General features: G+C 56.7%; 23 protein-coding genes and 1 tRNA gene. 11 read left to right on the top strand and 13 right to left on the bottom strand.

All coding sequences use genetic code 11. From position 1 onward, the window contains the following. Positions 1-32 precede the first annotated feature (32 nt). The 5 genes from htpG to AC6EI9_RS03580 all read right to left on the bottom strand — a co-directional run bounded on the left by htpG (position 33) and on the right by AC6EI9_RS03580 (position 4,738). On the bottom strand, positions 33-1,934 hold the full coding sequence (gene htpG / locus AC6EI9_RS03600) for a molecular chaperone HtpG (RefSeq protein ID WP_498469147.1): 1,902 nt from the start codon (positions 1,932-1,934) through the stop codon (positions 33-35). A 78-nt stretch (positions 1,935-2,012) separates the two neighbouring features. Beyond that, the gene (locus AC6EI9_RS03595; protein WP_498469146.1) at positions 2,013-2,243 is read right to left on the bottom strand and encodes a ferredoxin family protein; all 231 of its coding nucleotides are present in this window, start codon (positions 2,241-2,243) and stop codon (positions 2,013-2,015) included. A gap of 24 nt (positions 2,244-2,267) precedes the next feature. Continuing rightward, the gene (locus AC6EI9_RS03590; protein ID WP_498469144.1) at positions 2,268-3,446 is read right to left on the bottom strand and encodes an ATP phosphoribosyltransferase regulatory subunit; all 1,179 of its coding nucleotides are present in this window, start codon (positions 3,444-3,446) and stop codon (positions 2,268-2,270) included. A 42-nt stretch (positions 3,447-3,488) separates the two neighbouring features. Next, the gene (locus AC6EI9_RS03585) at positions 3,489-4,358 is read right to left on the bottom strand and encodes an inositol monophosphatase family protein (protein ID WP_498469143.1); all 870 of its coding nucleotides are present in this window, start codon (positions 4,356-4,358) and stop codon (positions 3,489-3,491) included. Beyond that, entirely contained in the window at positions 4,355-4,738 is a 384-nt protein-coding gene (locus tag AC6EI9_RS03580; RefSeq protein ID WP_498469141.1) for a 2Fe-2S iron-sulfur cluster-binding protein, read from the bottom strand. Before AC6EI9_RS03580 ends, AC6EI9_RS03585 begins: the two co-directional genes overlap by 4 nt. A gap of 51 nt (positions 4,739-4,789) precedes the next feature. On the opposite strand from AC6EI9_RS03580, the gene AC6EI9_RS03575 reads away from it, so the two are divergent. Next, positions 4,790-4,876, top strand: a tRNA-Ser gene (locus AC6EI9_RS03575). Positions 4,877-4,972: 96 nt separating this feature from the next. Here the strand turns inward: AC6EI9_RS03575 and pstB are convergent. The 3 genes from pstB to pstC are packed head-to-tail and all read right to left on the bottom strand — an operon-like array spanning position 4,973 to position 7,664. After that, on the bottom strand, positions 4,973-5,788 hold the full coding sequence (gene pstB / locus AC6EI9_RS03570; RefSeq protein ID WP_498469140.1) for a phosphate ABC transporter ATP-binding protein PstB: 816 nt from the start codon (positions 5,786-5,788) through the stop codon (positions 4,973-4,975). 19 nt (positions 5,789-5,807) lie between these two features. Next, positions 5,808-6,713, bottom strand: a complete 906-nt coding sequence (pstA, locus tag AC6EI9_RS03565) for a phosphate ABC transporter permease PstA (protein WP_498469139.1) — start codon at positions 6,711-6,713, stop codon at positions 5,808-5,810. Positions 6,714-6,716: 3 nt separating this feature from the next. After that, positions 6,717-7,664 (bottom strand): phosphate ABC transporter permease subunit PstC, encoded by a 948-nt coding sequence (pstC, locus tag AC6EI9_RS03560; protein ID WP_498469138.1) that lies wholly within the window; start codon positions 7,662-7,664, stop codon positions 6,717-6,719. A 145-nt stretch (positions 7,665-7,809) separates the two neighbouring features. On the opposite strand from pstC, the gene dnaK reads away from it, so the two are divergent. The 4 genes from dnaK to murQ are packed head-to-tail and all read left to right on the top strand — an operon-like array spanning position 7,810 to position 12,192. After that, positions 7,810-9,813: a molecular chaperone DnaK gene (dnaK, locus tag AC6EI9_RS03555; protein ID WP_498469137.1), complete on the top strand. Its 2,004-nt coding sequence runs from the start codon at positions 7,810-7,812 to the stop codon at positions 9,811-9,813. Then, positions 9,797-10,741 carry a DnaJ domain-containing protein gene (locus tag AC6EI9_RS03550; protein ID WP_498469136.1) on the top strand — a complete coding sequence of 315 codons (945 nt, stop codon included), beginning with the start codon at positions 9,797-9,799 and terminating at the stop codon, positions 10,739-10,741. Before dnaK ends, AC6EI9_RS03550 begins: the two co-directional genes overlap by 17 nt. 42 nt (positions 10,742-10,783) lie before the next feature. Beyond that, a complete protein-coding gene (locus AC6EI9_RS03545) occupies positions 10,784-11,212 on the top strand; it encodes a DUF3110 domain-containing protein (protein WP_498469135.1) in 429 nt (142 codons plus the stop codon). A 2-nt stretch (positions 11,213-11,214) separates the two neighbouring features. After that, positions 11,215-12,192: an N-acetylmuramic acid 6-phosphate etherase gene (murQ, locus tag AC6EI9_RS03540; protein ID WP_498469133.1), complete on the top strand. Its 978-nt coding sequence runs from the start codon at positions 11,215-11,217 to the stop codon at positions 12,190-12,192. On the opposite strand, the gene mtnP is transcribed toward murQ, so the two are convergent. Further along, on the bottom strand, positions 12,183-13,097 hold the full coding sequence (mtnP, locus tag AC6EI9_RS03535; protein ID WP_498469131.1) for an S-methyl-5'-thioadenosine phosphorylase: 915 nt from the start codon (positions 13,095-13,097) through the stop codon (positions 12,183-12,185). The two genes, murQ and mtnP, sit on opposite strands and share 10 nt — an antisense overlap. A gap of 76 nt (positions 13,098-13,173) precedes the next feature. Between mtnP and AC6EI9_RS03530 the strand changes: the two genes are divergently transcribed. Further along, entirely contained in the window at positions 13,174-13,602 is a 429-nt protein-coding gene (locus AC6EI9_RS03530) for a peptidylprolyl isomerase (protein WP_498470147.1), read from the top strand. On the opposite strand, the gene ribBA is transcribed toward AC6EI9_RS03530, so the two are convergent. Beyond that, positions 13,590-15,203, bottom strand: a complete 1,614-nt coding sequence (ribBA, locus tag AC6EI9_RS03525; protein WP_498469130.1) for a bifunctional 3,4-dihydroxy-2-butanone-4-phosphate synthase/GTP cyclohydrolase II — start codon at positions 15,201-15,203, stop codon at positions 13,590-13,592. The genes AC6EI9_RS03530 and ribBA overlap by 13 nt on opposite strands. A 109-nt stretch (positions 15,204-15,312) precedes the next feature. Here ribBA and argC point away from each other — a divergent pair, with 109 nt between their 5' ends. Then, entirely contained in the window at positions 15,313-16,377 is a 1,065-nt protein-coding gene (gene argC, locus AC6EI9_RS03520) for an N-acetyl-gamma-glutamyl-phosphate reductase (protein WP_498469129.1), read from the top strand. On the opposite strand, the gene purN is transcribed toward argC, so the two are convergent. Then, the gene (gene purN, locus AC6EI9_RS03515; protein WP_498469128.1) at positions 16,368-16,943 is read right to left on the bottom strand and encodes a phosphoribosylglycinamide formyltransferase; all 576 of its coding nucleotides are present in this window, start codon (positions 16,941-16,943) and stop codon (positions 16,368-16,370) included. The genes argC and purN overlap by 10 nt on opposite strands. Before the next feature lie 120 nt (positions 16,944-17,063). On the opposite strand from purN, the gene AC6EI9_RS03510 reads away from it, so the two are divergent. From AC6EI9_RS03510 to AC6EI9_RS03500, 3 genes are read left to right on the top strand one after another with little or no spacing between them, the layout of a single operon-like run. Beyond that, positions 17,064-17,405, top strand: coding sequence for a DUF1257 domain-containing protein (locus AC6EI9_RS03510; RefSeq protein ID WP_498469127.1), 342 nt, complete (start codon positions 17,064-17,066; stop codon positions 17,403-17,405). After that, positions 17,405-19,102 carry a M61 family metallopeptidase gene (locus AC6EI9_RS03505; RefSeq protein WP_498469126.1) on the top strand — a complete coding sequence of 566 codons (1,698 nt, stop codon included), beginning with the start codon at positions 17,405-17,407 and terminating at the stop codon, positions 19,100-19,102. The genes AC6EI9_RS03510 and AC6EI9_RS03505 overlap by 1 nt, the downstream gene beginning before the upstream one ends. Continuing rightward, positions 19,084-20,001, top strand: a complete 918-nt coding sequence (locus AC6EI9_RS03500) for an N-acetylmuramoyl-L-alanine amidase (protein WP_498469125.1) — start codon at positions 19,084-19,086, stop codon at positions 19,999-20,001. Before AC6EI9_RS03505 ends, AC6EI9_RS03500 begins: the two co-directional genes overlap by 19 nt. A 17-nt stretch (positions 20,002-20,018) precedes the next feature. On the opposite strand, the gene AC6EI9_RS03495 is transcribed toward AC6EI9_RS03500, so the two are convergent. Beyond that, the gene (locus tag AC6EI9_RS03495) at positions 20,019-20,807 is read right to left on the bottom strand and encodes a helicase DnaB (protein ID WP_498469124.1); all 789 of its coding nucleotides are present in this window, start codon (positions 20,805-20,807) and stop codon (positions 20,019-20,021) included. 118 nt (positions 20,808-20,925) lie between these two features. Between AC6EI9_RS03495 and AC6EI9_RS03490 the strand changes: the two genes are divergently transcribed. Then, positions 20,926-22,524, top strand: coding sequence for a glucose-6-phosphate isomerase (locus AC6EI9_RS03490; protein ID WP_498469123.1), 1,599 nt, complete (start codon positions 20,926-20,928; stop codon positions 22,522-22,524). A gap of 7 nt (positions 22,525-22,531) precedes the next feature. Here AC6EI9_RS03490 and leuS read toward each other — a convergent pair whose 3' ends face one another. Then, positions 22,532-25,168 carry a leucine--tRNA ligase gene (leuS, locus tag AC6EI9_RS03485; RefSeq protein WP_498469122.1) on the bottom strand — a complete coding sequence of 879 codons (2,637 nt, stop codon included), beginning with the start codon at positions 25,166-25,168 and terminating at the stop codon, positions 22,532-22,534. Positions 25,169-25,206 lie beyond the last annotated feature (38 nt).

Raw genomic sequence — 25,206 nt, 5'->3', positions numbered from 1 at the left:
GGCCAAGCAGCCAATTTAGCAAACAGACCTGGTCAGGTCCCTTTGCTGACCAGCTCGGACATCAGCCTGGCGCTGCGTGTCTGGAAGCCCGCCAGCTCATTGGGTTCCAGTCCACCCACGCTTAAGCGTGCCATGTCATACAGGTGCAAAGCGAGCTCTGAAGCCAGTTGCTTGCTAGGGGACGACTGTTCAGTTCCGACAAGCACGCCTCCTGAAGACAATCTCAGCAGTCCTTCGACAAGCGGATGCCGGCGGTTGATCAGCAGCACATGGTGGTCAGGCAACCCGGGCAACCGTTGATCCATCAGCGCGCCCATGTCATTCATGCGTCGCATCTGCTCCGGAAGCAGGATCATGGCTGGTGGGGCATCTTCACCTCCCTTCAGCGCCTGTACCTGAATCGTGACTTTGTCGTTGCTAAGTGCTTCTTTGATCAGGTTTCTGATCGATTCACTCTGCGTTTCACCATCCTGGTCACTGATTTCCGGCTTCTCATCGCGGAGACTTTCGTCGAGCTCCGCATCCACTCTCTGGAATTTGAACTGTTCATTGGTTGCCTCAAGCCATGGCAGAAACTGACTGTCGATGACCGTTTCGGCGAAAACCACTTCAGCTCCCTGGCTTTTCCAGAGGGACAGCGCACCAGCCTGGGCCACTTCATCAGTGCAGTAAAGAATCCGTTTGGATTGCGTGTCTGAAAGTCTCCCCTGGTATGACGACAATGTTGTGTAATTTTTTTCTCCTGCCTTGATCGGTTCGGGTTCTCCCTCAGTTGCTTCTGCAGTTGTTGTGAACAGAATCAAATCGGAAACCTGCTCGGCAAACTTATCATCTTCCATAGCGCCTATTTTCACAAAAGGCGCCAGAGAGTCCCAAGCTTCAGCGTATTGTTCTGGTTGGTCCTTCTTCAGATTCTTCAGGCGATCAGCAACTTTCTTGGCAACAAAGTTGCCGATAGATCGTACTTTGCGATCTGTTTGGAGAGCACTTCTGCTCACATTCAAAGGAATATCGGGGGAGTCAATCACTCCTCTCAGAGGAAGCAGATAGCGCGGAACAATTTCCTTGATCGAATCACTCACATAAACTTGATTGCAATACAATCGAATATCTCCCTTTTCCCAGTCAGCTCGACCCACCGATTGAGGGAAGAAGAGGATTCCCTGCAGTGTATAGGGGTAGTCGGTATTTAAGTGAACCCAGAGTAGAGGATCTCCCTGGAATGGGTAAAGATAGTGGTAAAGGTCGATATAGTCCTGGTCGGACATTTCTCTTGGATTTCTCCTCCAGGCTGGGTTGCGCTTGTTGACACTTTCACCTTCGAGTTGAACATCAATAGGCATGAAGTCGCAGTACTGGGTGATCAGTGTGCGCAACCTTGCTGGCTCCAGATACTCCAGTTCATCATCCATTAAATGGAGGATGACATCTGTTCCAGGCTCAGATCTTTCGTGACTCTCGAGTTTGAATGCGGGTGATCCGTCGCAAACCCAGCGAACTGCGTCACTGTCGGGACGGGCTGAACGTGTGATCAGTTCAACCTCTTTGGCAACCATGAAGCTGGAATAGAAGCCAAGGCCGAAATGTCCGATGATGGCGTCTGACTCCTGTTTGTATTTTTCCAGAAAATCTTCTGCACTGGAGAATGCGACCTGATTGATGTACTTTTTCACTTCATCAGCAGTCATGCCGATTCCGTTGTCACTGATTTTGACCGTCTTTGCTTCTCGATCAACAGTGATATTGATCAGACCTTCATCTCCTTCAGAACAATCGCCTGCCATTGCAGCCATGCGTCGCTTGCTGATGGCATCAGTGCCGTTGCTGACAAGTTCTCTTAGAAATACCTCGTGGCCTGAATAAACGGCCTTCTTGATGATTGGAAAAATGTTTTCGGTATGGATCTGAATCTGACCCTGTTCAAGCACCGACATCAGCACGCATGAGTTTGCTGAAAATTAGTCATGGTGGGTGCTGCTGATCAAGAGCTTGCTTGGAGAGTTTTCCGTACGTCAGAGCGTCCGTGGCTGTTGGAGCTCTGATCGTTCCTCGGGCAGGATTGCGCCCTCGAGGGGGCAGATCTGCAGACAAACGCTGCAGTTAATGCAGGTTTCGAAATCAATCCAGTAATACTCAGTTCCTTTTGTGTTTTTACCAGTTCCAGGTGTGATGCAAGCGACAGGACAGGCGTCGACGCAATCGCCCCCTCCTTCGCAGACGTCGGTCACGATCGTGTGAGCCATGCATCCGCTCAGCGCCGGCTGATCTTAGGGATCGATCCACTCGAGACTGTCGCAGCCCGACTGTTTCAGGCGATCCAGGGCTTCAGCCTGATCGCTGCAGGCACGATGATCCAGCACGCTGATCCTTCCTTGTTGGTGCAGCGCCATCTGGCGCTGCAGTGCTGACTCGAGAGTTTGCTTGGGCCCAAAACAGATCAGCGCCGCGGTCTCTTCACGGGTTGTGGGGATGGGATCTCCCGGCAGATCCCTGATGTCATCCACGCAGTAGCTGAATCCCAGACCTGTTGCCTCAGCACCTTCACCGCCAAGTCTTCTGACGAGTGAGTCGTACCGTCCGCCGCGCGCGATAACAACGGGAGCGGATGTTCCCTGACAGACCAGTTGCAGCACGATTCCGTCGTAGAGCTCGTAATGAGGTTGAAATGTTGGGTCGAGTTGCAGTTGCAGGCCCGAATTTTCAGCAAGAGGGTGGAGATGTGTGAACAATCTCTGCAGCTGCTTCAGCACAGCTTGATTGGGATACTGCGTATCCAGTGCTTCGAGGATCTCCCCGGGACTGCCTCGTCGGTCGAGCCAGGAAGCCAGGTTGTGATGCGCAGCGTTCTCCAGTTCAAGCTCCTGCAGTCCCAGGCGGTCGTACTGACTGAGGCAGGTTCGGATCCTGTGCCTCTGCCTCGCATCAAAAGGTTCGAGCAACAGGTCCATCAGGCTGGTGTGTCCGATCAACAGCCTGGGTTGATGGCTCTGGTTCAGGTTCAGGCCCTTCAGCGATGCCAGCAAGAGACTGAACAACTCAAGTTCTGACTCAACCCCCAGGCCTCCGAATAGCTCAACACCGCAGTGCAGGTTCTCCTCAATGCACTGACCGCCTTCGTCGGCTGTTCTTGACTCGAAGACCGTTCCGCAACTCCAGAGTCGTAATGGGCGTTGGCGCTCTAACAGCCGCGTGCAGGCTGCTCTGGCAATGGAGGCAGTCAGTTCTGGTCTCAGTCCCAGTGGTTCATCCGCGACGAGTCTCACGATGTCTCGGCTGTCGATGGCTCCTCCTGCCTTGAGCGTGTCCATCCGTTCAATCCTGGGAGGCGTGACTTCCTCGTATCCCCAGAGACGAAACACCTCCGCCAGTGTTTCTCTGAGTTCCTGGTTGCGCTGAACCTGCTGAGGATTGAGATCTCTCACGCCTGAGGCGGGTTGCAGGGCCATCGCGCCTATCGCTGCTTCGATCAGGATCCCATGGCCCGGGTTTCAGTCTGCGTAGAGCCGTTCTGCGAAAGGCTTGATCCCCTCGAGTTCACTCTGAAGTGTGCTGTGCAGCCCAGGGCCACTGGCCAGAATCCGACCGGACGAGATGTCGTAATTCCGCGCTCGGTAATCACTGACTTCACCTCCTGCGATCGCCACCAAAGCAGCTCCAGCTGTCAGATCCCAAGGAGATAAGCCTCGCTCCCAGTAACCATCGACTCGTCCCGCAGCCACATAGGCCAAATCAACAGCTGCAGCTCCACCGCGACGCACACCCCTTGTCTTGTGGGTCAACCGGCAGAACTCCGCGTAGTTGTTGTCCGCGCGTTCCCTGCGGTCATAGGCGAAACCAGTCACCAGCAGGCTGTCTTCCAGTGACGTACAGCCACTCACCTTGATGCGATGGTCATGGAGGAAAGCTCCTGTGCCGGGACAGCACCAGAACACCTCCTGCAACAACGGAACAGCCACCGCCCCGAGGATCGGGAGACCTTTCCAGAGCAAGCCGATTGATGTGGCAAAGAAGGGGTATCCGTGCGCGAAATTCGTCGTGCCATCGAGAGGATCAACACACCAGCACAGTTCGGAAACATCGCCTTGTGCTCCTGATTCCTCTGCCAAAACCGGAATCTCAGGGGTTGCTTCGCCAAGACCGCTGAGCACGGCTTTCTCAGCAGCCAGATCGGCATCGGTGATCAGATCTCCGGCACGTCCTTTCTCTCGGATCGAGACGTGTTGCCCGTAATGCTGCATGAGCACCGATCCACCCAAAGCAGCTGTCGCTCTGGCGACCTGACTGAGTTCCTCAAGTCTCAGGGCCGCCAGTCCGGCATCTGCGGCGGCTGCATCGCAATCAAGATGTTGCTTTGTCATTCATTCCAGGTTTCGAGTTCCTCGAGAGGGATCTCACGTTTGATCGTCCCTCTGCCGAAGTGTCGACCGAATTGCAGGTCGTAGACCTCATCCTCATCCTGAGTTTCAACGACAAGAGGGCCAATAGCTCTTGCCACACAGAGAAGCCCATAGCCCTTGGCCCTCAGTTCTCTGGAGAGTCCCATGGCTTCCTGTTGATCCAGTTCACCCTGCTGAACACGAACAGCGCAGGTCGTGCAACAACCGTTTCGGCACGAAAAAGGCAGTGGATCTCCCTGTTGTTCAAAGCTCTGCAGGATGTAATCACCCTCCGGCACCTCATGAGAAATCACCCGACCTTTCTGTCTCCAGTGGATGGTGACCCGATGAGTCGGCCTCATTCAGTGAAGTGGAAACGCCCTGCTACATTCTGACGTGCCAGACGAGCCCCTGGAGAGGTGGCCGAGTGGTCGAAGGCGCAGCACTGGAAATGCTGTATAGGGGCAACTCTATCGAGGGTTCGAATCCCTCCCTCTCCGTTTTCAGCCGGTCCCATGGGACCGGTTTTTTATTGGAAGGTTCACAGCGATCGATCTATGGGGATCGATGCTTTCAATTCATCCACAAACGGTTGATCAGCCGAATCGACCTGAGACGTAATCCTGTGTGGCTTGTTGAGATGGTGAATTGAAGATCATTTCTGTTTCGTTGAACTCCACGAGATAGCCGACTTTTCCAGATCCTCCTTCGACTGCTTCAGCATTAAAGAAAGCGGTCATATCACTAACTCTCAAGGCCTGCTGCATATTGTGCGTCACAATCACGATCGTGAAACTCTTCTTCAATTCGTGCATCGTTTCCTCGATTTTCAATGTCGAGATTGGATCCAGAGCTGAGCAGGGCTCATCCATCAGGATCACTTCCGGTTGAATCGCGATCGTGCGTGCAATGCAGAGGCGTTGTTGTTGACCGCCAGACAGGGAGTACCCACTCTCATTGAGTTTGTCTTTGCACTCATCCCAAACGGCAGCTTGGCGTAGTGAACGTTCAACCAATTCATCCATATCTCCTGTGTAGCCATTGATTCGAGCACCGAAAGCAATATTTTCATAAATACTTTTTGGGAACGGATTCGGTTGCTGGAACACCATGCCTATTCGGCGCCTCACTTCCACCGGATCGACTGACGGGCCATAAAGATCAGCTCCGTCGAACAGCACGCGTCCTTTCAGGCTGCAGCCCTCAATCAGATCATTCATCCGATTCAGTGCTCTCAGAACCGTTGATTTACCGCAACCTGATGGGCCGATGAATGCGGTGACTTTGCCTCGAGGAATATCGCAGTAAACGCTCTTGACGGCCTCATAGCTGCCGTAGCTGATTGTGGTGTTCTGAATGGAGAGGCAGATGTCTTTTGTGACGGCGCTGCTCGACTGGCTGGTGGAAGTCATTTGGTTAAAGATTGGTGCTTCAATTGGAGGCAAAGCGTCTTAGCCATCGAGCAAACATATTGATCAACAGGATAAATAGAACAAGCACGAACGATGCTGCCCATGCGAGTTCGTTCTGAGATTCATAGGGCAGTGTCGCAAAGTTGTAGATCAGTACTGAAAGCGTTGCAATTGGGTGGAAAATTGCATCGAATCCTTCAGGCCAGAAGGGTGAAAACAGAGCTGTGAAAATCAATGGCGCTGTCTCTCCTGCTGCTCTCGCAATCGATAACACCACACCTGTGGCAATGGGGGTGAAGGCTGAAGGAAGGGTGATTCGCAGAATCGTGACGAATTTGGATGCGCCCACACCCAACGCGGCGCGACGGAGATCGTCGGGAACCAGCTTTAGCCCCTCGTCAGTGGTCTTGATGACCGTCGGCAGCATCAATATCGACAATGCAACGCCACCTGCAATTGCACTGTAGGAGTTGCCAAAAATAATCTTTGTTTTGACGATCACAGCATAAACAAAGACACCGGCAATAATTGATGGGACGCCTGCCATCACGTTGGTCCCGAAGCGAATAAAATTCGCAAAGACCCCACCTCCCGAATACTCAGCAAGAAAAATCCCACCTCCTACCCCGACTGGAATGGCGATCAGAGCCGATAGAAAGGTGACGATGATTGTGCCGATCACAGCGTTGCCAATGCCACCACCTTCAAGTCCTGTTGATGCTGCAGTGAACAGACTCAGGTTGAGCACACCTCCACCCTTGATCAGCACATATGCCAGTACGGCAATTAACGGCAGAACGGCTATCGCTGAAAACAATCCGGCCAGAAACGTCAGAACTCTGTTGAGTAAATTGCGCCTCAAGCCCTGCTTATACGACAGGTCTGGGATGTCTCGTCTCTGGCTGAATGCTGGTGAAAGTGCCATGGTTCAGTACTTGAGGCTCAGACGTTTGACCAACCATTGGGCCAGAAGGTTCACCGCAAGGGTGAGAATCATCAAGATGAATGCTGCATACATGAGCGACGAAACCTGGCTTCCGTCGGCCTCGCCAAACTGATTGGCAAGCATCGCTGAAATGGTGTTACCGGGTGCCAGCAGTGACCAGCTGAAGGTGTTCGAGTTGCCGATGATCATGGTGACGGCCATCGTTTCACCCATGGCTCGTCCAAGGGCCAGCATGACGCCTCCCACAATTCCTGAGATTGCAGCCGGAAGCATCACGTTGAGAATGGCCCCCCAGCGCGTTGTGCCAACGCCGTAGGCGGCTTGACGCAGCTTCATCGGCACCTGGTTGAGTGAGTCTCTGGAGATCGCCGTGATGATCGGCAGAATCATCACAACGAGAATCAACACCGCCGGTGCGATTCCAGGTCCCATGGGATCCGTTGAAAAGAAAGGCAGCCAGCCGAGGGTCTTGTGCAGGACTTCGAGGAAGGGACGGATGAACGGTTCCATCACGAAGATGGCCCAAAGTCCCAACACCACTGAGGGAATCGCCGCCAGCAACTCCACCATCAATCCGATCAGCGTTCGGAGTCTCAGGGGAATGATGTTTTCGGTGATGAAGATCGCTGTTCCCACACCGAGAGGCACTGCAATCAGCAATGCCAGCAGCGATGTCAGCAGCGTTCCGTAAATGGCTGTGAAAGCGCCGTATTCATCTTTGACTGGATTCCAGTTGGAGGTCACCAGAAAAGACCAGCCATATCGGCCCATCGAATCCAGCGATCCCCAGAACACCACGATGAGGATGGCCAGCAGCACCATTGCCACCACGGAGGCCAGCACGATCGCCAGGATCCTGAAACCGCCATCCACCGATTTTTCAATCGGCGGACGTCGCCGTAAGCGATACAGCTCCAACGACCCGGGCATTCTGTTCTGAACAGACCCTTGAAACGTAACGGTCCAACGGCACCCGGATCACTAAGAGCGCGTTAAAGCACTCTGTGGGATGCGTGCGTGGGGGGCTGGGTGAGAGCTGTTTGGGCCGTTACCGTGGGATTCCACACAGGCTTTTATGGGCCGGATCGTCGGAATCGACCTGGGTACCACCAATTCCGTCGTGGCTGTTCTTGAGGCCGGGCGGCCCGTGGTGATTGCCAATGCGGAGGGGACCCGGACGACCCCCTCTGTCTTGGGGTACACCAAAGACAACGAACTCCTGGTGGGTCAACCGGCTCGACGTCAGCTGGTTCTCAATCCGCGCAACACTTTTTCCAATCTCAAGCGTTTTGTCGGTCGTGCCTGGGATGAAATCGACGACGGATCACTCACCGTTCCCTACACGGTCCGTTCCAACAGCCAGGGCAATGTCCGCGTGGCATGTCCTCAGACCGAGCGTGAGTATGCCCCAGAGGAACTGGTGGCCAGCATCCTGCGCAAGCTTGTGGATGACGCTTCCACCTATCTCGGCGAAGAGGTGGAATCCGCAGTCATCACTGTTCCCGCCTACTTCAACGATGCCCAGCGTCAGGCCACCCGGGATGCCGGTCGTCTGGCGGGAATCAATGTTGAGCGGATTCTCAATGAACCCACTGCTGCAGCTCTCGCTTACGGCTTTGATCGCAGTGCGGTCCGTCGCGCCCTCGTTTTCGATCTCGGTGGCGGAACCTTCGATGTGTCGCTGCTGAGGATCGCCAATGGTGTTTTCGATGTCAAAGCCACCAATGGAGACACCCAACTGGGTGGCAACGACTTTGATCAACGCATTGTTGACTGGCTTGCGGAAGCTTTTCTCAAGGAGCACGGTGTCGACCTGAGGCGTGATCGCCAGGCACTGCAACGACTCACCGAAGCTGCTGAAAAGGCCAAGCAGGAGCTCTCCGGTGTGACCTCAACGCCCGTCTCTCTGCCCTTCATCGCGACAGGCGCTGACGGCCCTCTTCACATCGAAACAACTCTGGATCGGGAAACCTTCGAGGGATTGTGCCCAGATCTTCTCGACCGGTTGCTCGTTCCGGTTCAGTCAGCACTCAGAGATTCCGGTTGGGCCGCTGAAGACATTGATGACGTGGTGCTTGTTGGCGGAAGCACCCGCATGCCGATGGTTCAGCAGCTGGTCAGAACACTCATTCCCAATGATCCCTGCCAGTCGGTGAATCCAGATGAGGTCGTTGCCGTGGGCGCAGCGGTCCAGGCAGGAATCATCACCGGTGAACTGCGCGATCTGCTTCTTAATGACGTCACGCCGCTGTCGCTGGGCTTGGAAACCATCGGAGGCCTGATGAAGGTGTTGATTCCTCGCAATACCCAGATCCCTGTCCGTCAGTCCGACGTGTTTAGCACGTCGGAGCCCAATCAATCGTCTGTCGAAATTCATGTCTGGCAGGGAGAGCGCCAGATGGCGACAGACAACAAATCACTCGGCCGTTTCCGTCTTTCGGGTATTCCTCCCGCCCCGCGTGGTGTGCCTCAGATTCAGGTTGCCTTTGATATTGATGCCAACGGAATCCTTCAGGTGAGTGCAACGGACCGGACGACAGGCCGCAAGCAGTCGGTGACCATCCAGGGAGGATCAACACTCAGTGAGGATGAAATTCAGAGTCTCCTTGCTGAAGCCGAAGCACGCGCTGATGAAGACCGTCGCAAGCGCTCCACCATTGAGCGGCGCAATTCGGCGATGACCCTGGTGGCACAGGCCGAGCGTCGCCTTCGTGATGCTGCTCTGGAGCTCGGTCCCTATGGCGCAGAACGTCAGCAAAGAGCAGTGGAGATGTCGGTTCGTGATGTTCAGGATCTCCTTCAGCAGGACGATCTTCAGGAGCTTGAGATGGCTGTGAGCGGTCTTCAGGAAGCGCTGTTCGGTCTGAACCGTCGACTCACGGCTGAGCGTCAGACCGAGGCGGGTCCTCTGCAGGGACTGAAAAGTACCCTCGGCACTCTCAAGGACGAGCTGTTTGCCGAAGACGACTGGGATGATGATCCCTGGGCATCGCCACAAACCCGCTACGACCGTTACGACGGACGCATGAGTGGTGGACGCAGAGGGATTGACCCCTGGGACGATGACAACTTCCGCTGAACCGGACTACTGGTCATTGCTTGGTCTGGAGCCTGGCGCAGCTCCGGACGCGCTCAAGCGGGCATTCAGGCGTGAAGCCAGACGCTGGCACCCTGATCTGAATGGCAATGATCGTCACGCCGAAGAACGCTTCAAGCTGGTCAATGAGGCTTATGCGGTGCTCAGCAACCCTGAGCGGCGCAAGGAATGGCAGACGCGCCAACGCGGAGGAGTTGCTGCAACTGACCCTTTCAGCACTGGATTTCCCGATTTTGAGGACTACCTTGCCGTTGTTCTCGGTCTGGAACGAGAGCCTGTTCGTCGAGAGCAGGCTGCAAGAGATCAGGACGTGCCAGAGCAGCCGTCAGACCCCAGCGCAGGGACTGACCAGGCGTATGGGGCTCACTGGCCTGAGGCTTCGCCGCAACCACCCCCTCCGGTCCGCAGTGAAGACGATCTGGAAACGGTTGTTGATCTCTCACCGGATCAGGCCCTTCAGGGCACAACCGTGGAGCTGGAGCTAGGGGACGGCACCCTGGTTGAAGTCGGGACTCCGCCTCGAGCCGGAGATGGTTGGCGGTTGCGCCTGGAAGGGGTTGCACCGGGAGGTCGCGATCATTTCCTGCACCTGCGGGTGATCACGGATGACGGGCTGCGCATTGATGGTCTTCGGGTGCATTACCGACTTGAGTTGCTTCCTCCGGATGCCGCGCTTGGTTGTGCTGTTGATGTGCCCACTCTGTCCGGCCCGGTGACCCTCCAGGTCCCTCCGGGTTCATCCAGCGGACGACTGTTGAGATTGCGCGGTCGCGGTCTTCAGCTTGGAGACGATTGCGGAGACCAGCTTGTGGAAATTGTGATTGTGATCCCAGCGGCTCTGGATGACGATGAACGGGCGCTTTATCAACGACTGCAGGAACTCAGTCTTGAGCGAGCAAACGGTTACTAGGCCCCTGTTCCGATGAGAGACTGCTGTTGACGACTGATCAGCATGTTGGTTCACGTGCTCCTGTACGACGCAGGACAGGACAGCGAAGGCATTCACTCCCTCGAGCTCTCGGGTCAGACGGTGGTGCTGATGTTTGAGAACCGCGATGATGCTGATCGCTATGCCGGACTGCTGGAAGCGCAGGACTTTCCCACTCCCAGCGTTGAAGCTCTCGATCGCGAGGAGATCGAGTTGTTCTGTCGTGAAGCGGGTTATGAGGCCCGTTTCGTCTCTGATGGTTTTGTGCCCAAGTCGGATGATGAACGCCTGATGCTGGCCCCACCGACTGCCAATCGTGACGTGGCCAACTGGCAGGAGCAGGAGCCGGAACAGGATCTGAACCAGCAGCAGGGACTTGCATCCAAGGACGACACGGATACCTCCATCAAGGATCTTGATGATGTTCGGCGGCGCCTTGAGGGTCTTCTCTAACCATGGCTGACGTCCCATCCATTGGCTCTGAGTCCAGCCCCTCGCTGGTGTCTCCGTCGGATGACCGGGGTTATCTGCTCACCGAACAGGTGAATCCAGCGAGTGATCAACTTGATCAGCTCTCCACCGATGCACTGGTTGAGCTGTTCATTGACGAGGATCGAAGGCCCCAAGAGGCTGTGTTTGGAGCCAGAAGGGCTCTGAGCCAGGCCATCGATGCGATTGCCGAACGACTTCAGCGGAACGGTCGGTTGTTTTATCTGGGTGCAGGGACCTCAGGTCGGCTCGGAGTTCTGGATGCTGCTGAATGTCCACCCACTTTTTGCAGCCCACCGGAGCTGGTTCAGGGCGTTCTTGCCGGGGGTGCTCCGGCGTTGTTGCGGAGTTCCGAGGGTCTTGAAGATCTTGAATCTGCTGCGGTCACCGATCTTCAGCAACGTGGTTTTCGCACAGAGGATTGTTTGGTCGGTATCGCTGCAGGAGGGACGACTCCTTATGTCCGCGGTGGACTCAGCTATGCCAAGCAGCTCGGAGCACTCACGATTGCCATGGCTTGTGTTCCTTCGGAGCAGGCACCTCTTCCTTGCGCGATCGACGTTCGTCTGCTCACAGGGCCTGAGCTGTTGACAGGTTCAACCCGCCTGAAAGCTGGAACGGCCACGAAAATGGCACTCAATATCCTCTCAACAGGGGTGATGGTGCGGCTTGGCAAGGTCTACGGCAACCGGATGGTTGACGTTGCTGCCAGCAACAGCAAACTTGTCGATCGCTCCATTCGGATGCTCAGGGACCTTCTCGGGTTGAAACGCGAAGTCGCTCTTGTTCTGTTGGAACGCGCCCAGGGATCAGTGAAACGTGCCCTGCTGATGGGCAGCTGTGATCTGGGGGCGAAGGAAGCTGATGCCCTGCTTGAAGCTCATGCCGCTGATCTGAGATCAGCGCTGGCCAGTCAGGGCAAGTCACTCCCTGTTCAGGTCTGAACGCTTCCCCAGTAAGGACTGGTGAACAGGTCGAGGCGCTGGCGTGTTGCAGCAGGAACCGCATCGGGAGCCGTCATCAGCGCATGCTCCAGTGCACGGTGTGCTGGCGATTCGGGTCGCTCTTTGGCGAAGTGGCCCATTAACCGTTCCAGAATCGGCCCGGTTGCCGTTGCATTGGCTTTGAGGTTGCCGACCACCATCTCCACGGTGACGGCGTCATGGTCGTCATGCCAGCAGTCGAAGTCAGTCACCATGCTCAGGGAGGCATAGGCGATTTCCGCTTCTCTCGCCAAGCGTGCTTCCGTGTGGTTGGTCATGCCAATCACATCGCAACCCCAGTTTCGGTAGAGCTCGCTTTCTGCGCGGGTTGAAAACGCTGGTCCCTCCATGCAGAGATAGGTTCCACCACGATGCAGATGGTGACCTACGGGCATGGCTGCCGCTGCTGACGTTGCCAGCCATTCACAGAGGGTGGGGCAGAACGGATCAGCCAAGCTGACGTGCGCAACGCATCCGTTTCCGAAAAATGACTGAGGGCGTTGCCTGGTCCGGTCAATGAATTGATGCGGCACCACCATGTCACGTGGTCTCAGGTGTTCTCTCAGCGATCCCACGGCGGACACTGAAATCAGCCAGCGCACACCGAGGCTTCGCATGGCCCAGATGTTGGCCTGATAGGGGACTTCGCTGGGAAGCAGATGGTGCTGACTCCCATGACGAGCCAGAAACACCACCTCAACGCCGTTGAGTGTTCCGACTCTCAGTGCATCCGATGGCTTGCCGAACGGAGTCTCGGTTTGCACCTCACGCACCGATTCCAGGTTGTTGATGGAATACAGACCGCTGCCGCCGATCACTCCCACCCGGGCGGAATCAAGCTCTGGACCTGAGGCTGTTTGACTCATGGCGTGGTTGAGGTCGGCCTGCACAGCCACCTGCCTAGCATGGTGTTTTCGAGTTGACGCCTTGACGACCGTTCTCATGTCCACGGACGCCGGCGATATCAAGCTGGAGATGTTCGAACAGGATGCTCCCAACACCGTTGCCAATTTCGTCAAGCTCGCTCGCGATGGCTTTTATGACGGGCTTGCCTTCCACCGCGTGATCGACGGTTTCATGGCACAGGGTGGTTGCCCCAACAGCCGTGAGGGTTCACGAGGAACGCCCGGCACCGGTGGTCCCGGATACATGATCGATTGCGAAATCAACAGCAAGAAGCACGTTCCCGGTGCTCTGTCGATGGCCCATGCCGGTCGCAATACAGGAGGCAGCCAGTTTTTTATCGTTCATGACGCACAGCCTCACCTGGATGGTGTCCACACCGTCTTCGGATTGACCGGTGATATGGACGTGGTCATGGCCATCAAGAACGGCACACGCATTAACAAGGTCAGCGTTCAGGACCAGTGAATCAAGGCTGCCTGGTTTCCTTCGGGGAACCAGGCAGTGTCCTGCGACGCATCAGTCAACGAGCTGCGTTTGAGCTCCCTGCGTTCCAGTGTCTGGGGTGGATGGGTGATCTGCTGTTCATTCACCGTATGCAGAAGACCAAGCCTTGAAGTTTCCGGCCAGCTCGCCATGGTTTCAAGCATTGCCATGATCGAGCCTGAGTCAGGATCTGATCCCTGCAGCGACCAGACGAAACGTGGTCGTTCCCACAAGGCCAGCAAGCGTGGCCCTTGTTCGGCCCGTAACTGAAGGCCACTGATTTTGCTGAGCTGTTCCACGCGATGCAGCAGATCTGAAAGAACCCCGTCATCGGTGGAGTTGCTGTCGAGAGAGAGAACCCAGTGAGAGCTGAGTTCGATGGCATCGAGCAAATGCCCCAGCTTTTCTTTTTTGGTGGCCAGATATCTGGCATTGAAATCACCGACAGGTGCTTTCATCGGCACACGATTCACCACCTCAAGGCCATAGCCGCCCAGGCCTGCAATTTTTCTGGGGTTGTTGGTGAGCAAATTGAGCCGGTGAATTCCTAGGTCGCTGAGAATCTGTGCTCCGACGCCGTAATTGCGCAGATCAGGTGCAAACCCAAGCTTCTCGTTGGCTTCAACGGTGTCGAGACCGCCCTCCTGCAGGCTGTAGGCCTTGAACTTGTTGATCAGACCGATGCCCCTTCCCTCCTGGCGCAGATAGACAACAACGCCTTCGCCTTCTTTTTCGATGTGCTTCATCGCCATATGCAGCTGAGCGCGGCAGTCACAACGCACGGATCCGAAGGCATCACCGGTGAGACATTCGGAATGCATCCGCACCAGCACCGGTTCGCTCAGGTTGTTGGGATCGCCTTTGACCAGCGCGACATGCTCACTGCCGTCCAGCTCATTGGAATAACCAATGGCGAGAAACGATCCGAATTCCGTCGGCAGTGAGCATTGAGCCGATCGCACCACAAAGCGTTCGTTATCGAGGCGATAGCGAATCAGGTCTTCAATGCTGATCAGCTTCAGCCCGCGTTCACGCGCATAGATCTTCAGCTCCGGAAGACGTGCCATTGAGCCGTCCGGATTCTGAATCTCACAGATGACACCGGAGGGATAGAGGCCCGACATCTGGGCGAGATCCACTGCGGCTTCAGTGTGTCCTGCTCGCTTGAGAACACCTCCCGGCCTGGCTCTGAGCGGGAAAATATGTCCAGGTCGCCTCAGATCCGATGGTTTGGAACCCGGTTGGATCGCCACCTGGATCGTGCGCGAACGGTCGTCCGCTGAGATCCCTGTGGAAACCCCATTCTCAGGGCCCGCATCAATGCTGACCGTGAAGGCTGTCTGATTGGAATCGGTGTTGCGATCGACCATCAACGGGAGATCAAGCGCGTCCAGGCGTTCGCCCTCCATGGCGAGACAGATCAGACCACGCGCGTCGGTGGCCATGAAATTGATCTGTTCAGGGGTGGCGAACTGTGCTGCACAGATCAGATCACCTTCGTTTTCCCGGCGTTCATCGTCCACAACCACAATGCACTCACCATTTCGGATGGCCGCGAGTGCATCAGGAATGGAATCAAACATGGGAGTAGCCCCCTCGGTATGAGCAACGGAATCGGGCAGCGGTCCAGGTGTCCTGAAATCTTTGACCATTATCGACGTCGGTACGATCGATCGATGTGCCGTCGCCGCAATGGGGATTCAACGGGTTGCTGTGGTGGGTGCCTCCGGGTACGGAGGTCTGCAGACCCTTCGCCTTCTGAACTCCCACGCAGGGTTTGACATCACCTACCTGGGAGGTGAGCGATCCGCAGGTCGTTGCTGGAGCGAGATCTGCCCGTTCCTGCCGCTTGGTGAAGACCTCACCGTGGACAGTCCGGATCCGGATCGCATCGCCGCAGCCGCTGATTTTGCGGTGTTGAGTCTTCCCAACGGACTGGCGAGTCAGCTTGTGCCTCCTCTGCTCGACAAGGGCGTCAGGGTGGTGGATCTCTCTGCTGACTATCGCTACCGCAGTCTTGATCAATGGGCTTCGGTGTATGTGCATGAGGCCAGAACCCATCAGCGCACGGACGCTGATCTCTGCAAAGAGGCGGTTTATGGGCTGCCCGAATGGCATGGCCCTGAGATCGCCGAGGCCAGGCTTGTTGCGGCTCCGGGATGTTTTCCCACCACCAGCCTTCTGCCCTTGCTGCCATTTCTCAAACAGGGCTTGATTGAGACCGAGGGTTTGATCATCGATGCCAAAACCGGTACGTCCGGAGGAGGTCGGGCTGCGAAAGAAAATCTGCTCCTGGCCGAAGCATCGGAGTCGATCAGCCCCTATGGCGTGGTGGGGCATCGCCATACATCGGAAATCGAACAGCTCGCCAGCAGCGTGGCGGGATGCCCTCTTCAGATTCAGTTCACCCCTCATCTCGTGCCAATGGTCAGGGGCCTTCTTTCGACGGTCTACGCACGATTGAGGGATCCCGGCCTCACCGCCGAAGACTGCACAACGGTTCTCAAAGCGGTGTATCGCCACCACCCCTGCGTTCGCGTGTTGCCTGTTGGAACCTATCCAGCCACCAAATGGGCCAAGCACACGAATCAGGCTCTTCTGTCCGTGCAGGTGGATGGACGGACAGGTCGTCTGGTGTTGATGAGCGCCGTCGACAACCTGATGAAAGGACAGGCTGGCCAAGGGGTGCAGTGCCTGAATCTGATGGCGGGACTCACGGTCAGTGAAGGGCTCCCATTGGCACCCTTCTATCCCTGAGCTGTGGCTGCCGTTCTCCAGCGTTGACCGGCGAGGGCCGTCGCCCAGGGAAGCAAACGGTGTTCCTGCGCCTGAATGCGGCGGCTGAGTCGCTCCCTGCTGTCATCACTCAGGATTGGGACGGCAGCTTGAGCCAGGATTGGGCCGGCATCCACATCGTTCAGCACTTCGTGCACCGTGCAACCAGTCACGGTCGCGCCTGAGTTCAAACACTGACCGATCGCATCCATGCCTTTGAAGGATGGGAGAAGCGAGGGATGGATATTGAGCAATCGGCCTGGGAAGGCATCGATCAGCACCGGTGTCACGATGCGCATCCATCCCGCCATCACAACGGCTTCAACACCTGCGCTCTGGAACGTGCGCACCAACTCGTGATCCATCGCCTCTCTGCTTGAAAACAGGCGGTGGTCTCTGAGCTCACATTGGATGCCAAGCCGCTCAGCTCGATCGCTGGCTCCACAGCCGGCTTTGTTCACCACGAGGACAAGGATCTGGGCATCCAGGTCGCCGCAGGCAATGGCGTTGTGCAGTGCTTCGAAATTGGTTCCTGTTCCTGAGGCCATCACCCCCAGTCGCAAAGGTGAATCAAACCTGGGCCACGTCCCGATCGCTGGAACGATCAACGCGGGATAACACTCGCTGTCCGTCTGGCTAGGGTCAGATTGCGCGGGCATTCCGATTACATGTCCCATTTGTCCATCCTGCCCACATTGGTGACCGATCTCGATCTGCTTGAGATCGCTCTCCGCAGCGAAGGATTCCAGGTCTTTCGAGGAGGGGTCGTGAGCTCCTTCGATAGTCATCAGTCGGTGGATCTTGCCGCCGTGCATCCATCCGGTCTGCAGCTGGGCTGGAGACACAGTGACAATCAACCCCATTTCGATCTGGTGGCGGACTTATCCGCACCTAAGGGTTCCGGACTGACAGAACCCTCTCTGCGACGCGTCTTGCGTCGTTACGCCATCAGTCAGGCCATGCGGCAGGCGGAGATTCTTGACGCTGAGACGGTCTCCTCCGGCATCTGATGGCCGACGTTCACGTTGCGCTCGATCTCAGTACTCCCGCTTCTCAGCTTGTTTGGGTCGAGCTCCGGTGGAGTCCTGCTCAGGCTCGACAAACCTGGACCCTGCCTGTTTGGACCCCAGGGTCATACACCGTCCGGGATCCCTCCCAGCATCTTCACAGCCTCACCGTTGAGCAGGCTGGGCAATCCCTCGTTCCGCGTCGCCGTTCACCGGAGACATGGGATTTGGAGTGCCGTGGTTCAGAACCGATCACGTTGCGCTACGCCCTGGAAGCGAGGCAGCTGACCGTCCGCACCAATCACGTCGATCCTCTGTTTGCGTCACTCTGTCTTTCCGCAGTCGTGATGTTGGTGGAGGGTCAACGCTGGAATCCACACGTTTTGGAGGTTTTGGTTCCTAGCTCTTGGTCTGTGGTCTGCCCATTGCCAGGGAACAACAACTCCTTTCGGGCCGAAGACTTTGACCATCTTGTGGACGCGCCGGTTCATGCCGGTGAGCTTCATATCGAGATGCTGAACGTCAGGTCGGTGTCTCATGAACTGGTGTTGATCGGCTCTCCGCCTTCGGGATGGTCAACAACGCTGCCGGCCGAGATCGAATCCATCTGCTCATCGGTTTGCGATCTGATGGGTTCCGACCCGCCTTCCCGAGAGCCTTATCAGCTGGTCTTGCAACTGCTGGATCAGGGTTACGGAGGGTTGGAGCACGACAACTCCTCGGTGATGCAGTTCCCCTGGACCCGCCTGCTGGAAGAGGGAGGAACCCGCAGTTTGTTGCAGCTGATCGGCCATGAATATCTTCATCAGTGGAACGTTCGACGACTCCGACCGAGTGAATACGTTCCCTACCGCTACGACCGGCCCGTGATCAGCGAGGGCCTTTGGTTTGCTGAAGGCATCACCAGCTATTTCGACCTGGCCTTGCCTCTGCTCTCCGGTTTTTCCAGTCGTCTGGATCTGCTTGAAGATCTGGCTGCTGATCTTTCCCACGTGCTGCTGAATCCAGGGACCGGCATTCAGTCCCTGGCTGACAGCTCAAGGGAGGCCTGGGTGCGGCTCTACAAGCAGTCCCCCGCCAATGCCCGCAGTCAGATCAGTTATTACCGCCTGGGAACCGCATTGGCCTTCTGCCTCGATGTGCGCTTGCGTCAGGTCGGTGGATCTCTGGCAGAAAGCCTGCGTCTGTTGTGGGCTCGACTTGGCTTCCATGGTCGGGGTTACACCCGCCACGATCTGATGGAGGTGATCGCAGCCAGCTCAGCAGAACTTGCTGCACAACTGCCAACCTGGCTCGATGACTGTGGCTCGATCCCGATCGTGTCCTGTCTGAGCGACCTTGGCCTCGAGCTGGAGCCTGTGATGGCAGCTCATCCCGATGCGGGATGGACGCTGCGTGAAGCGGATGGAAGTGTGTGGATTGACCGCACAGTGTCGTCTGGTTCCGCAGAGTCCGCGGGTCTGGTTGCAGGCGATGAGTTGCTGTCACTCAGGAATTGGCGCTGCCGAAACCTGAAACGCAGTCAGCAGCTGCTGCAAGGTTCGGAACAGTGTCAGGTGACGTACAGCCGTCGTGGCCGGATTGCCAGCACGGAGCTATCCCTGAAGAAGGCCGGGGTGGAACGCCACCGATTGGCCTGGAACCCTGGTGCGACCAGGGAGGCTCGTTTGCTCCGCGATCAATGGTTCCAGATGATCTGAACCGTGTGTGGCTCAAGTCCTTTGGCTTGCTGCGCCATCCAGGAGCTGGGATTCTGCTGGCGACAACCTCCACGCTGGTGCTGGTCCTGTCGCTGGTTGGTTTCACTGCAGAAAAGTCCACTGAACGCTTCGCTCGCAAGCCTTCCCTGCTGGATTTGCTGGATGAAGTCGCTCGCGACTCCGATCCGAACAAGGTTCTGCCGGGGCAGCAGCCTGATGCTCCAAAAGGTGCGTCCTGGTCATCTCCTCTAGCCCGGCAATGTTCCGGGATTGATCAGTCGACGCGCAGTCGACTTCTCGCCAAGCGCCGCAAACTGCCTCAGCTGCGCCAATCCATTCCGGCTGATCCAACCAATTACGGAGACCGCTTTCGCAGCAACCCATGGGGCCAGTCCATCAATCCTGCTCCTCGGGTTGTGGTTCTCCATGAAACGGTCTATTCCCTCAGCTCAGCCGTGAACACATTTCTGACTCCCCATCCCCGTGATGAGGATCAGGTCAGTTACCACACGTTGGTTGGTCTGGACGGATCGATCGTGGATGTGGTGGATCCCCTTAAGCGGGCCTACGGCGCTGGATACTCGGCGTTCCTCGGTGAGTGGGCCGTCACCAATGCAGAGTTCGATGGCTCTGTGAACAACTTTGCACTTCATCTCAGTCTTGAAACACCGGTTGATGGGCATGGCAGCCATGGCGACCACAGCGGTTACACGGTCGCTCAGTACGACGCCCTGGCCCTGGTTCTGGATGGATGGCTCGAACGCTTTGAGATCGATCCTGCTGCGATCACAACGCATCGACATGTTGACCTGGGTGGAGCAAGGGCTGATCCCCGCAGCTTCTCGTGGTCCGATCTCCAGAATCGCCTTGCTGCCCTAGGCAGGCTCTGCCAGTCGTAGCGAACAGCGGCAGCTGTTCAGATCACAGCAAGTGGTGCCGGTCGGATCGTGGAATAAATCAGTCCATGGAGAGCAGGGTCCTGCATGTAGCGGAGGACCCTGGCGGGATAATCCAGCTTGCCGTTATGGAGGTAGGCCAGCGTTGCGATGGCCTTGGCATCGACATAGGACCGGCTGGCAATCAGGATTGCGTGGCGCTCCAGTCCGAGCTCACCTTTCAGTCGCGTCAGCTTCGCTGCCAGCAGCTCCACGTTGGCGTCTGGATCCATCAGCAGGTCACGGGCAGCTGCAATCTCCTGAGGCGAGGGATTGGCAGGAAGCCGCCCTTGATGAATCAGTTCACTGATTCCAAGCTGGGCAGGACCATGTGTCTCCACAAGACCCGAGTGAACAACGAACGGCAGATCCTCTCCCGGTTTGGAGTGCTGAATTTCGTCGAACAGAATGGCCGTGATCAACATCGGATTGATCGTATGGCGATCCGCTTCTCTCTGGATCACCGGCTTCAGTCTGTGCAGTCTCGACAGAGTGTTGGCACGGAGAGGCTGGAGCTGATCCACTCCACGGGTGAACAACTGAGCCAGCTGAGTCTGAGGTCCATGGACGCCAAACCGGCGTTGCAGATGGTCGAGCTCTTCGGCACTGAAATCGGTCGGATCGGGATCAGTCTCCTGAGAAAGGAGCGAGGTTGACCGCGCAAAATCGCTGTGTGGATTGGTTTCACGCTGAGGGGGCCAACCCGCCATGGAAACGGCAACAGCCGTGATTGCCAGGGCTGTGAGGCTTGTGATCGCTCTCGGGACCATTGCGGAGCAGAAAATGAGCCTGTCAGGAAGCATTGACGGAGATTAGCCGTGGTGTCTCAGTTCATGGGCATTCCGCAGGATCCTGGATAACTTCGGCACAGAGAGTTTTCTCCGTTAGATGAGTTTCCCGGATTTCAGTGCCACTGATGCCCAGATTCAATGGCAGAGATTCTGTGATCTTCTCTGGCACCACGAGGACCTCGGAATGTGGCTGGATGTCAGCCGCATGCACCTGAACAATGCCCAGCTTGAAGAGCTCACGCCCAGACTGGAGAAGGCTTTTGAGGCCATGAAGGCCCTTGAGAACGGTGCCATCGCCAATGCCGATGAAAATCGTCAGGTTGGTCATTATTGGCTCCGGCATCCCCAACTGGCTCCTGATCCGGAAGTGGGTCAGCACATCTCCTCCGAGATTGATCAGATTGAGCAGTTCGGAAAGGCGGTGATCAATGGAACGATCAAGTCTCCGACCGGCCAACCCTTCACGGATGTTCTTTGGATCGGCATTGGTGGGAGTGGACTCGGCCCCTTGCTGATGATCCGTGCCCTTCAGGACAAGGGTGTCGGACTTCCTTTCCACTTTTTCGACAATGTGGATCCGAACGGTTTGAGTCGGGTGCTGGCTGAGCTTGGCGATGCTCTACGCACCACTCTGGTTGTCACAGTCAGCAAGTCTGGAGGTACCCCTGAGCCCCATCTCGGGATGGAGCAGGCCCGTCATCGCCTGGAAGCAGTCGGAGGTCAATGGTCGGCTCAGGCTGTGGCGATCACCATGGCTGACAGCAAGCTCGACCAGCAGGCCGTTGCTGAACAGTGGCTGCAGCGCTTCGACATGTTCGACTGGGTCGGCGGACGCACCAGCATCACCAGTGCTGTGGGCCTGGTTCCGGGAGCATTGATCGGAACTGATATCCGCAGCTTCCTGGCAGGTGCTTCTCAGATGGACGAGGCCACTCGTGTGAACGATGTGCGCCGCAACCCCGCAGCACTGATGGCGGCAGCTTGGTACTCCGCTGGGGGAGGCAAGGGCAAGCGCGACATGGTGGTGCTCCCCTATCGCGATCGCCTGGAGGTGTTCAGTCGATACCTGCAGCAGCTGGTGATGGAGTCCCTCGGCAAGCGCCTTGATCGCAATGGTGATGTGGCCCATCAGGGCATCGCCGTTTATGGCAACAAGGGATCAACGGATCAACACGCCTACGTTCAGCAACTGCGAGATGGTGTCGACAATTTCTTCGTGACCTTCATTGAAGTGCTTCGTGATGTGGAGGATATCCCCGAGATCAACGGCGAGCGGCCAGGAGACTTTCTTGATGGCTTCGTTCAAGGAACCCGCTCAGCTCTCACAGAGGGAGGCCGTCAGAGTCTCAGTATCAGCATGCGTCAGTTCGATCCCCGCCGACTCGGCGCGCTGATTGCCCTGTTCGAACGTGCCGTTGGTTTTTACGGAGAACTGGTCAACATCAATGCCTACCATCAGCCCGGCGTTGAAGCCGGCAAGAAGGCAGCAGCTGCGATCCTCAAACTCCAGCGCCAGGTTGAGGAGGTGCTCAGCGATGGGGTGTCCCGCTCGGTCGTGGAAATCCAGCAGGCCATCGGTGAGGGATCGGTTGAAGCCGTCTTCTGGATTGTGCGTCATCTCACCGGGAATAACCGGGGCTATCAAGCACAGGGTGACTGGAACAAACCGGCAACTCTGCGTTTCAGTAAATCCTGATTGGATCTCAGGACGGCACCAGATTCACCAGTTTCCCAGGTACAACAATCACCCGCCTGGGGGGCTTGCCGTCTAACCAGCGCTCGGCCACATCGCTGGCCAGCGCAAGGGCCTCCAGCGTGCCCTTGTCGCATTCAGCAGGAACCTGAATGGTTCCACGGACCTTTCCCTTGATCTGAATCACCAGATCCACCGTGTCTTGCACCAGTGCATCAGGGTCATGCTCAGGCCAGGCCTGGAGATGAACACTGCCCTGTCCACCGAGTCGGAACCAGAATTCCTCCGCAAGATGTGGAGCAAAGGGTGCAAGCAGTCTGATCAGTGCTCCCATCGCTTCCACCTGGACCGGTCGTGATGCCTCAAGCACAGCGCCAGACAGTTTGTTCGACAGTTTCATCAACTCCGATATCGCGGTGTTGAACTGGAACTCGCCGCTGAGATCCTCACCCACAGCCTGAATGGCCAGATGAACTGCCCGTCGAATCTCTGTTTCGGATTCGGACAGCTCGTCGGGAATGCCTGAGGCGTCGTTGTTCAGGAGTTGATCCGGAGCTGTCACCTTGCTGACGCTGTCCACCAGCCGCCAGAGACGTTGAAGGAAGCGAAACTGACCTTCCACATCGGCGTCATCCCACTCAAGATCCTTCTCGGGCGGAGCTTTGAAGAGGATGAACATCCGAGCTGTATCCGCGCCATATCGATCAACCACAAGCGCTGGATCGACTCCGTTGTGCTTTGACTTGGACATTTTTTCAAACAGCACCTCAAGCTCCCCGCCGTCTTCGGGATCACTCGGAGCACCCGGGTCGACCACCTGAGCGGGAGCGACATATTTCCCCGTCCGTGGATTGCGGTAGGTCACCCCCTGCACCATTCCCTGAGTCAACAGACGCTCAAACGGCTCATTGATCGAAATCAAGCCGCGATCCTTCAACGCCTTGGTGAAAAATCGTGAGTACAGCAAGTGAAGAATGGCGTGCTCGATGCCTCCGACGTATTGCTGAACAGGGAGCCACCTCTTGACGGCCTCGCTGGCAAACGGACGATCGGAGTTGCGCGGATCAGCGAAGCGCAGGAAGTACCAGGAGGAACACATGAAGGTGTCCATGGTGTCCGTCTCGCGTCGTGCCGGTTTCCCACAGTTTGGGCAGGGAACAGTCACCCAGTCATCGAGTGCGGCGAGAGGTGATCCGCCTTTGCCAGCAAGATTGACGTCTTCAGGCAGTGCCACCGGTAATTGATCAGCTGGAACCGGTTGGGCGCCGCAGTCGGAACAGTGAATGATCGGAATCGGACAACCCCAGTAGCGCTGTCGCGAAATCAGCCAATCTCGAAGCCTGTATTGCCGCTTGGCTCGTGCCCATCCTGTCGCCGTGCCTTGTTCGGTGATGGCCTCTCTGGCCTGGTGATTGCTCTGGCCATCAAACGGTCCGCTGTTGACGAGGGTTCCAGATCCTGTCCAGGCCTCACCGTCATTGAGGTGTTCATCAGCGCCATCCATCTGTATGACGCGCTGCACGGGCAGCTCGTAGGTTCGTGCAAAACGGAAATCGCGTTCGTCATGGGCGGGAACTCCCATCACGGCTCCGGTTCCGTATGCCGCCAAGACGTAGTCAGCAATCCAGATCGGAACCCTCTGACCGTTGGCCGGGTTGACCGCTACTGCACCGGTGGGCACACCACGCTTGGGGCGATCATCCGCTGTGCGCTCATCGATGGACAGGTCGCTGACCAAATCGCGGAATGCTTCAACGGATTCTTTCCGATCCGCAGTGGTGAGGGTATCGACGAGTGGATGCTCAGGTGCCAGAACCACATAGCTGACACCAAACAGGGTGTCGGCTCTGGTGGTGAACACGGTGATCGTGGCGTCGTTGTGGCCATCAACCTGGAAGTCGATCTCTGCCCCGATGGAGCGTCCGATCCAGTTGGCCTGCATCGTTCGGACTCGCTCAGGCCATCCCTGCAGCTGATCCAGGTCTTCGAGCAGTGCATCCGCGTATTGGGTGATTTTCAGAAACCACTGCTTGAGGTTTTTCTGCTCAACCAGCGCACCGGATCGCCAGGAACGCCCCTCGGAATCAACCTGCTCGTTGGCAAGCACTGTCTGGTCGATGGGATCCCAGTTGACAGTTGCTTCCTTCTGGTAAGCCAGGCCTGCTGAATGCAACTCAAGAAAGAGCCACTGTGTCCAGCGGTAATAGTCCGCATGGCATGTGGCCTGTTCCCGAGACCAGTCGATCGATAGCCCCAGGCGACCGAGCTGATCTCGCATCTGATCGATGTTTCGGTCAGTCCAGACGCCTGGGTCCACATTGCGTTCAATCGCCGCGTTTTCAGCTGGCAGTCCGAAGGCATCCCATCCCATCGGATGCAGCACAGCGTCACCACGCATCCGCTGAGCTCTGGCGATGACATCAGTGATCACATAGTTGCGGACATGCCCCATATGGAGGCTGCCGGAGGGATATGGAAACATCGAAAGCGCATAAAACGCCTTCTGATCTGGCCTGGGCTCCTGTGTTTGATAAAGCGCTGTTTGCTCCCATTTGCGCTGCCACTGTTCTTCGAGAAGCGAGGGCTCATAGCGATCGGACAGTCCCGAGGTGGATTCGGGCATGGACGAGGACTGCGGGGCTGTCACATCAGGAGAACACCTGCGAGAGATCGTGACACAGCTTG

The sequence above is a fragment of the Synechococcus sp. MIT2312 genome (assembly GCF_059772315.1).
This window is presented reverse-complemented; position numbering and strand designations above follow the sequence as displayed.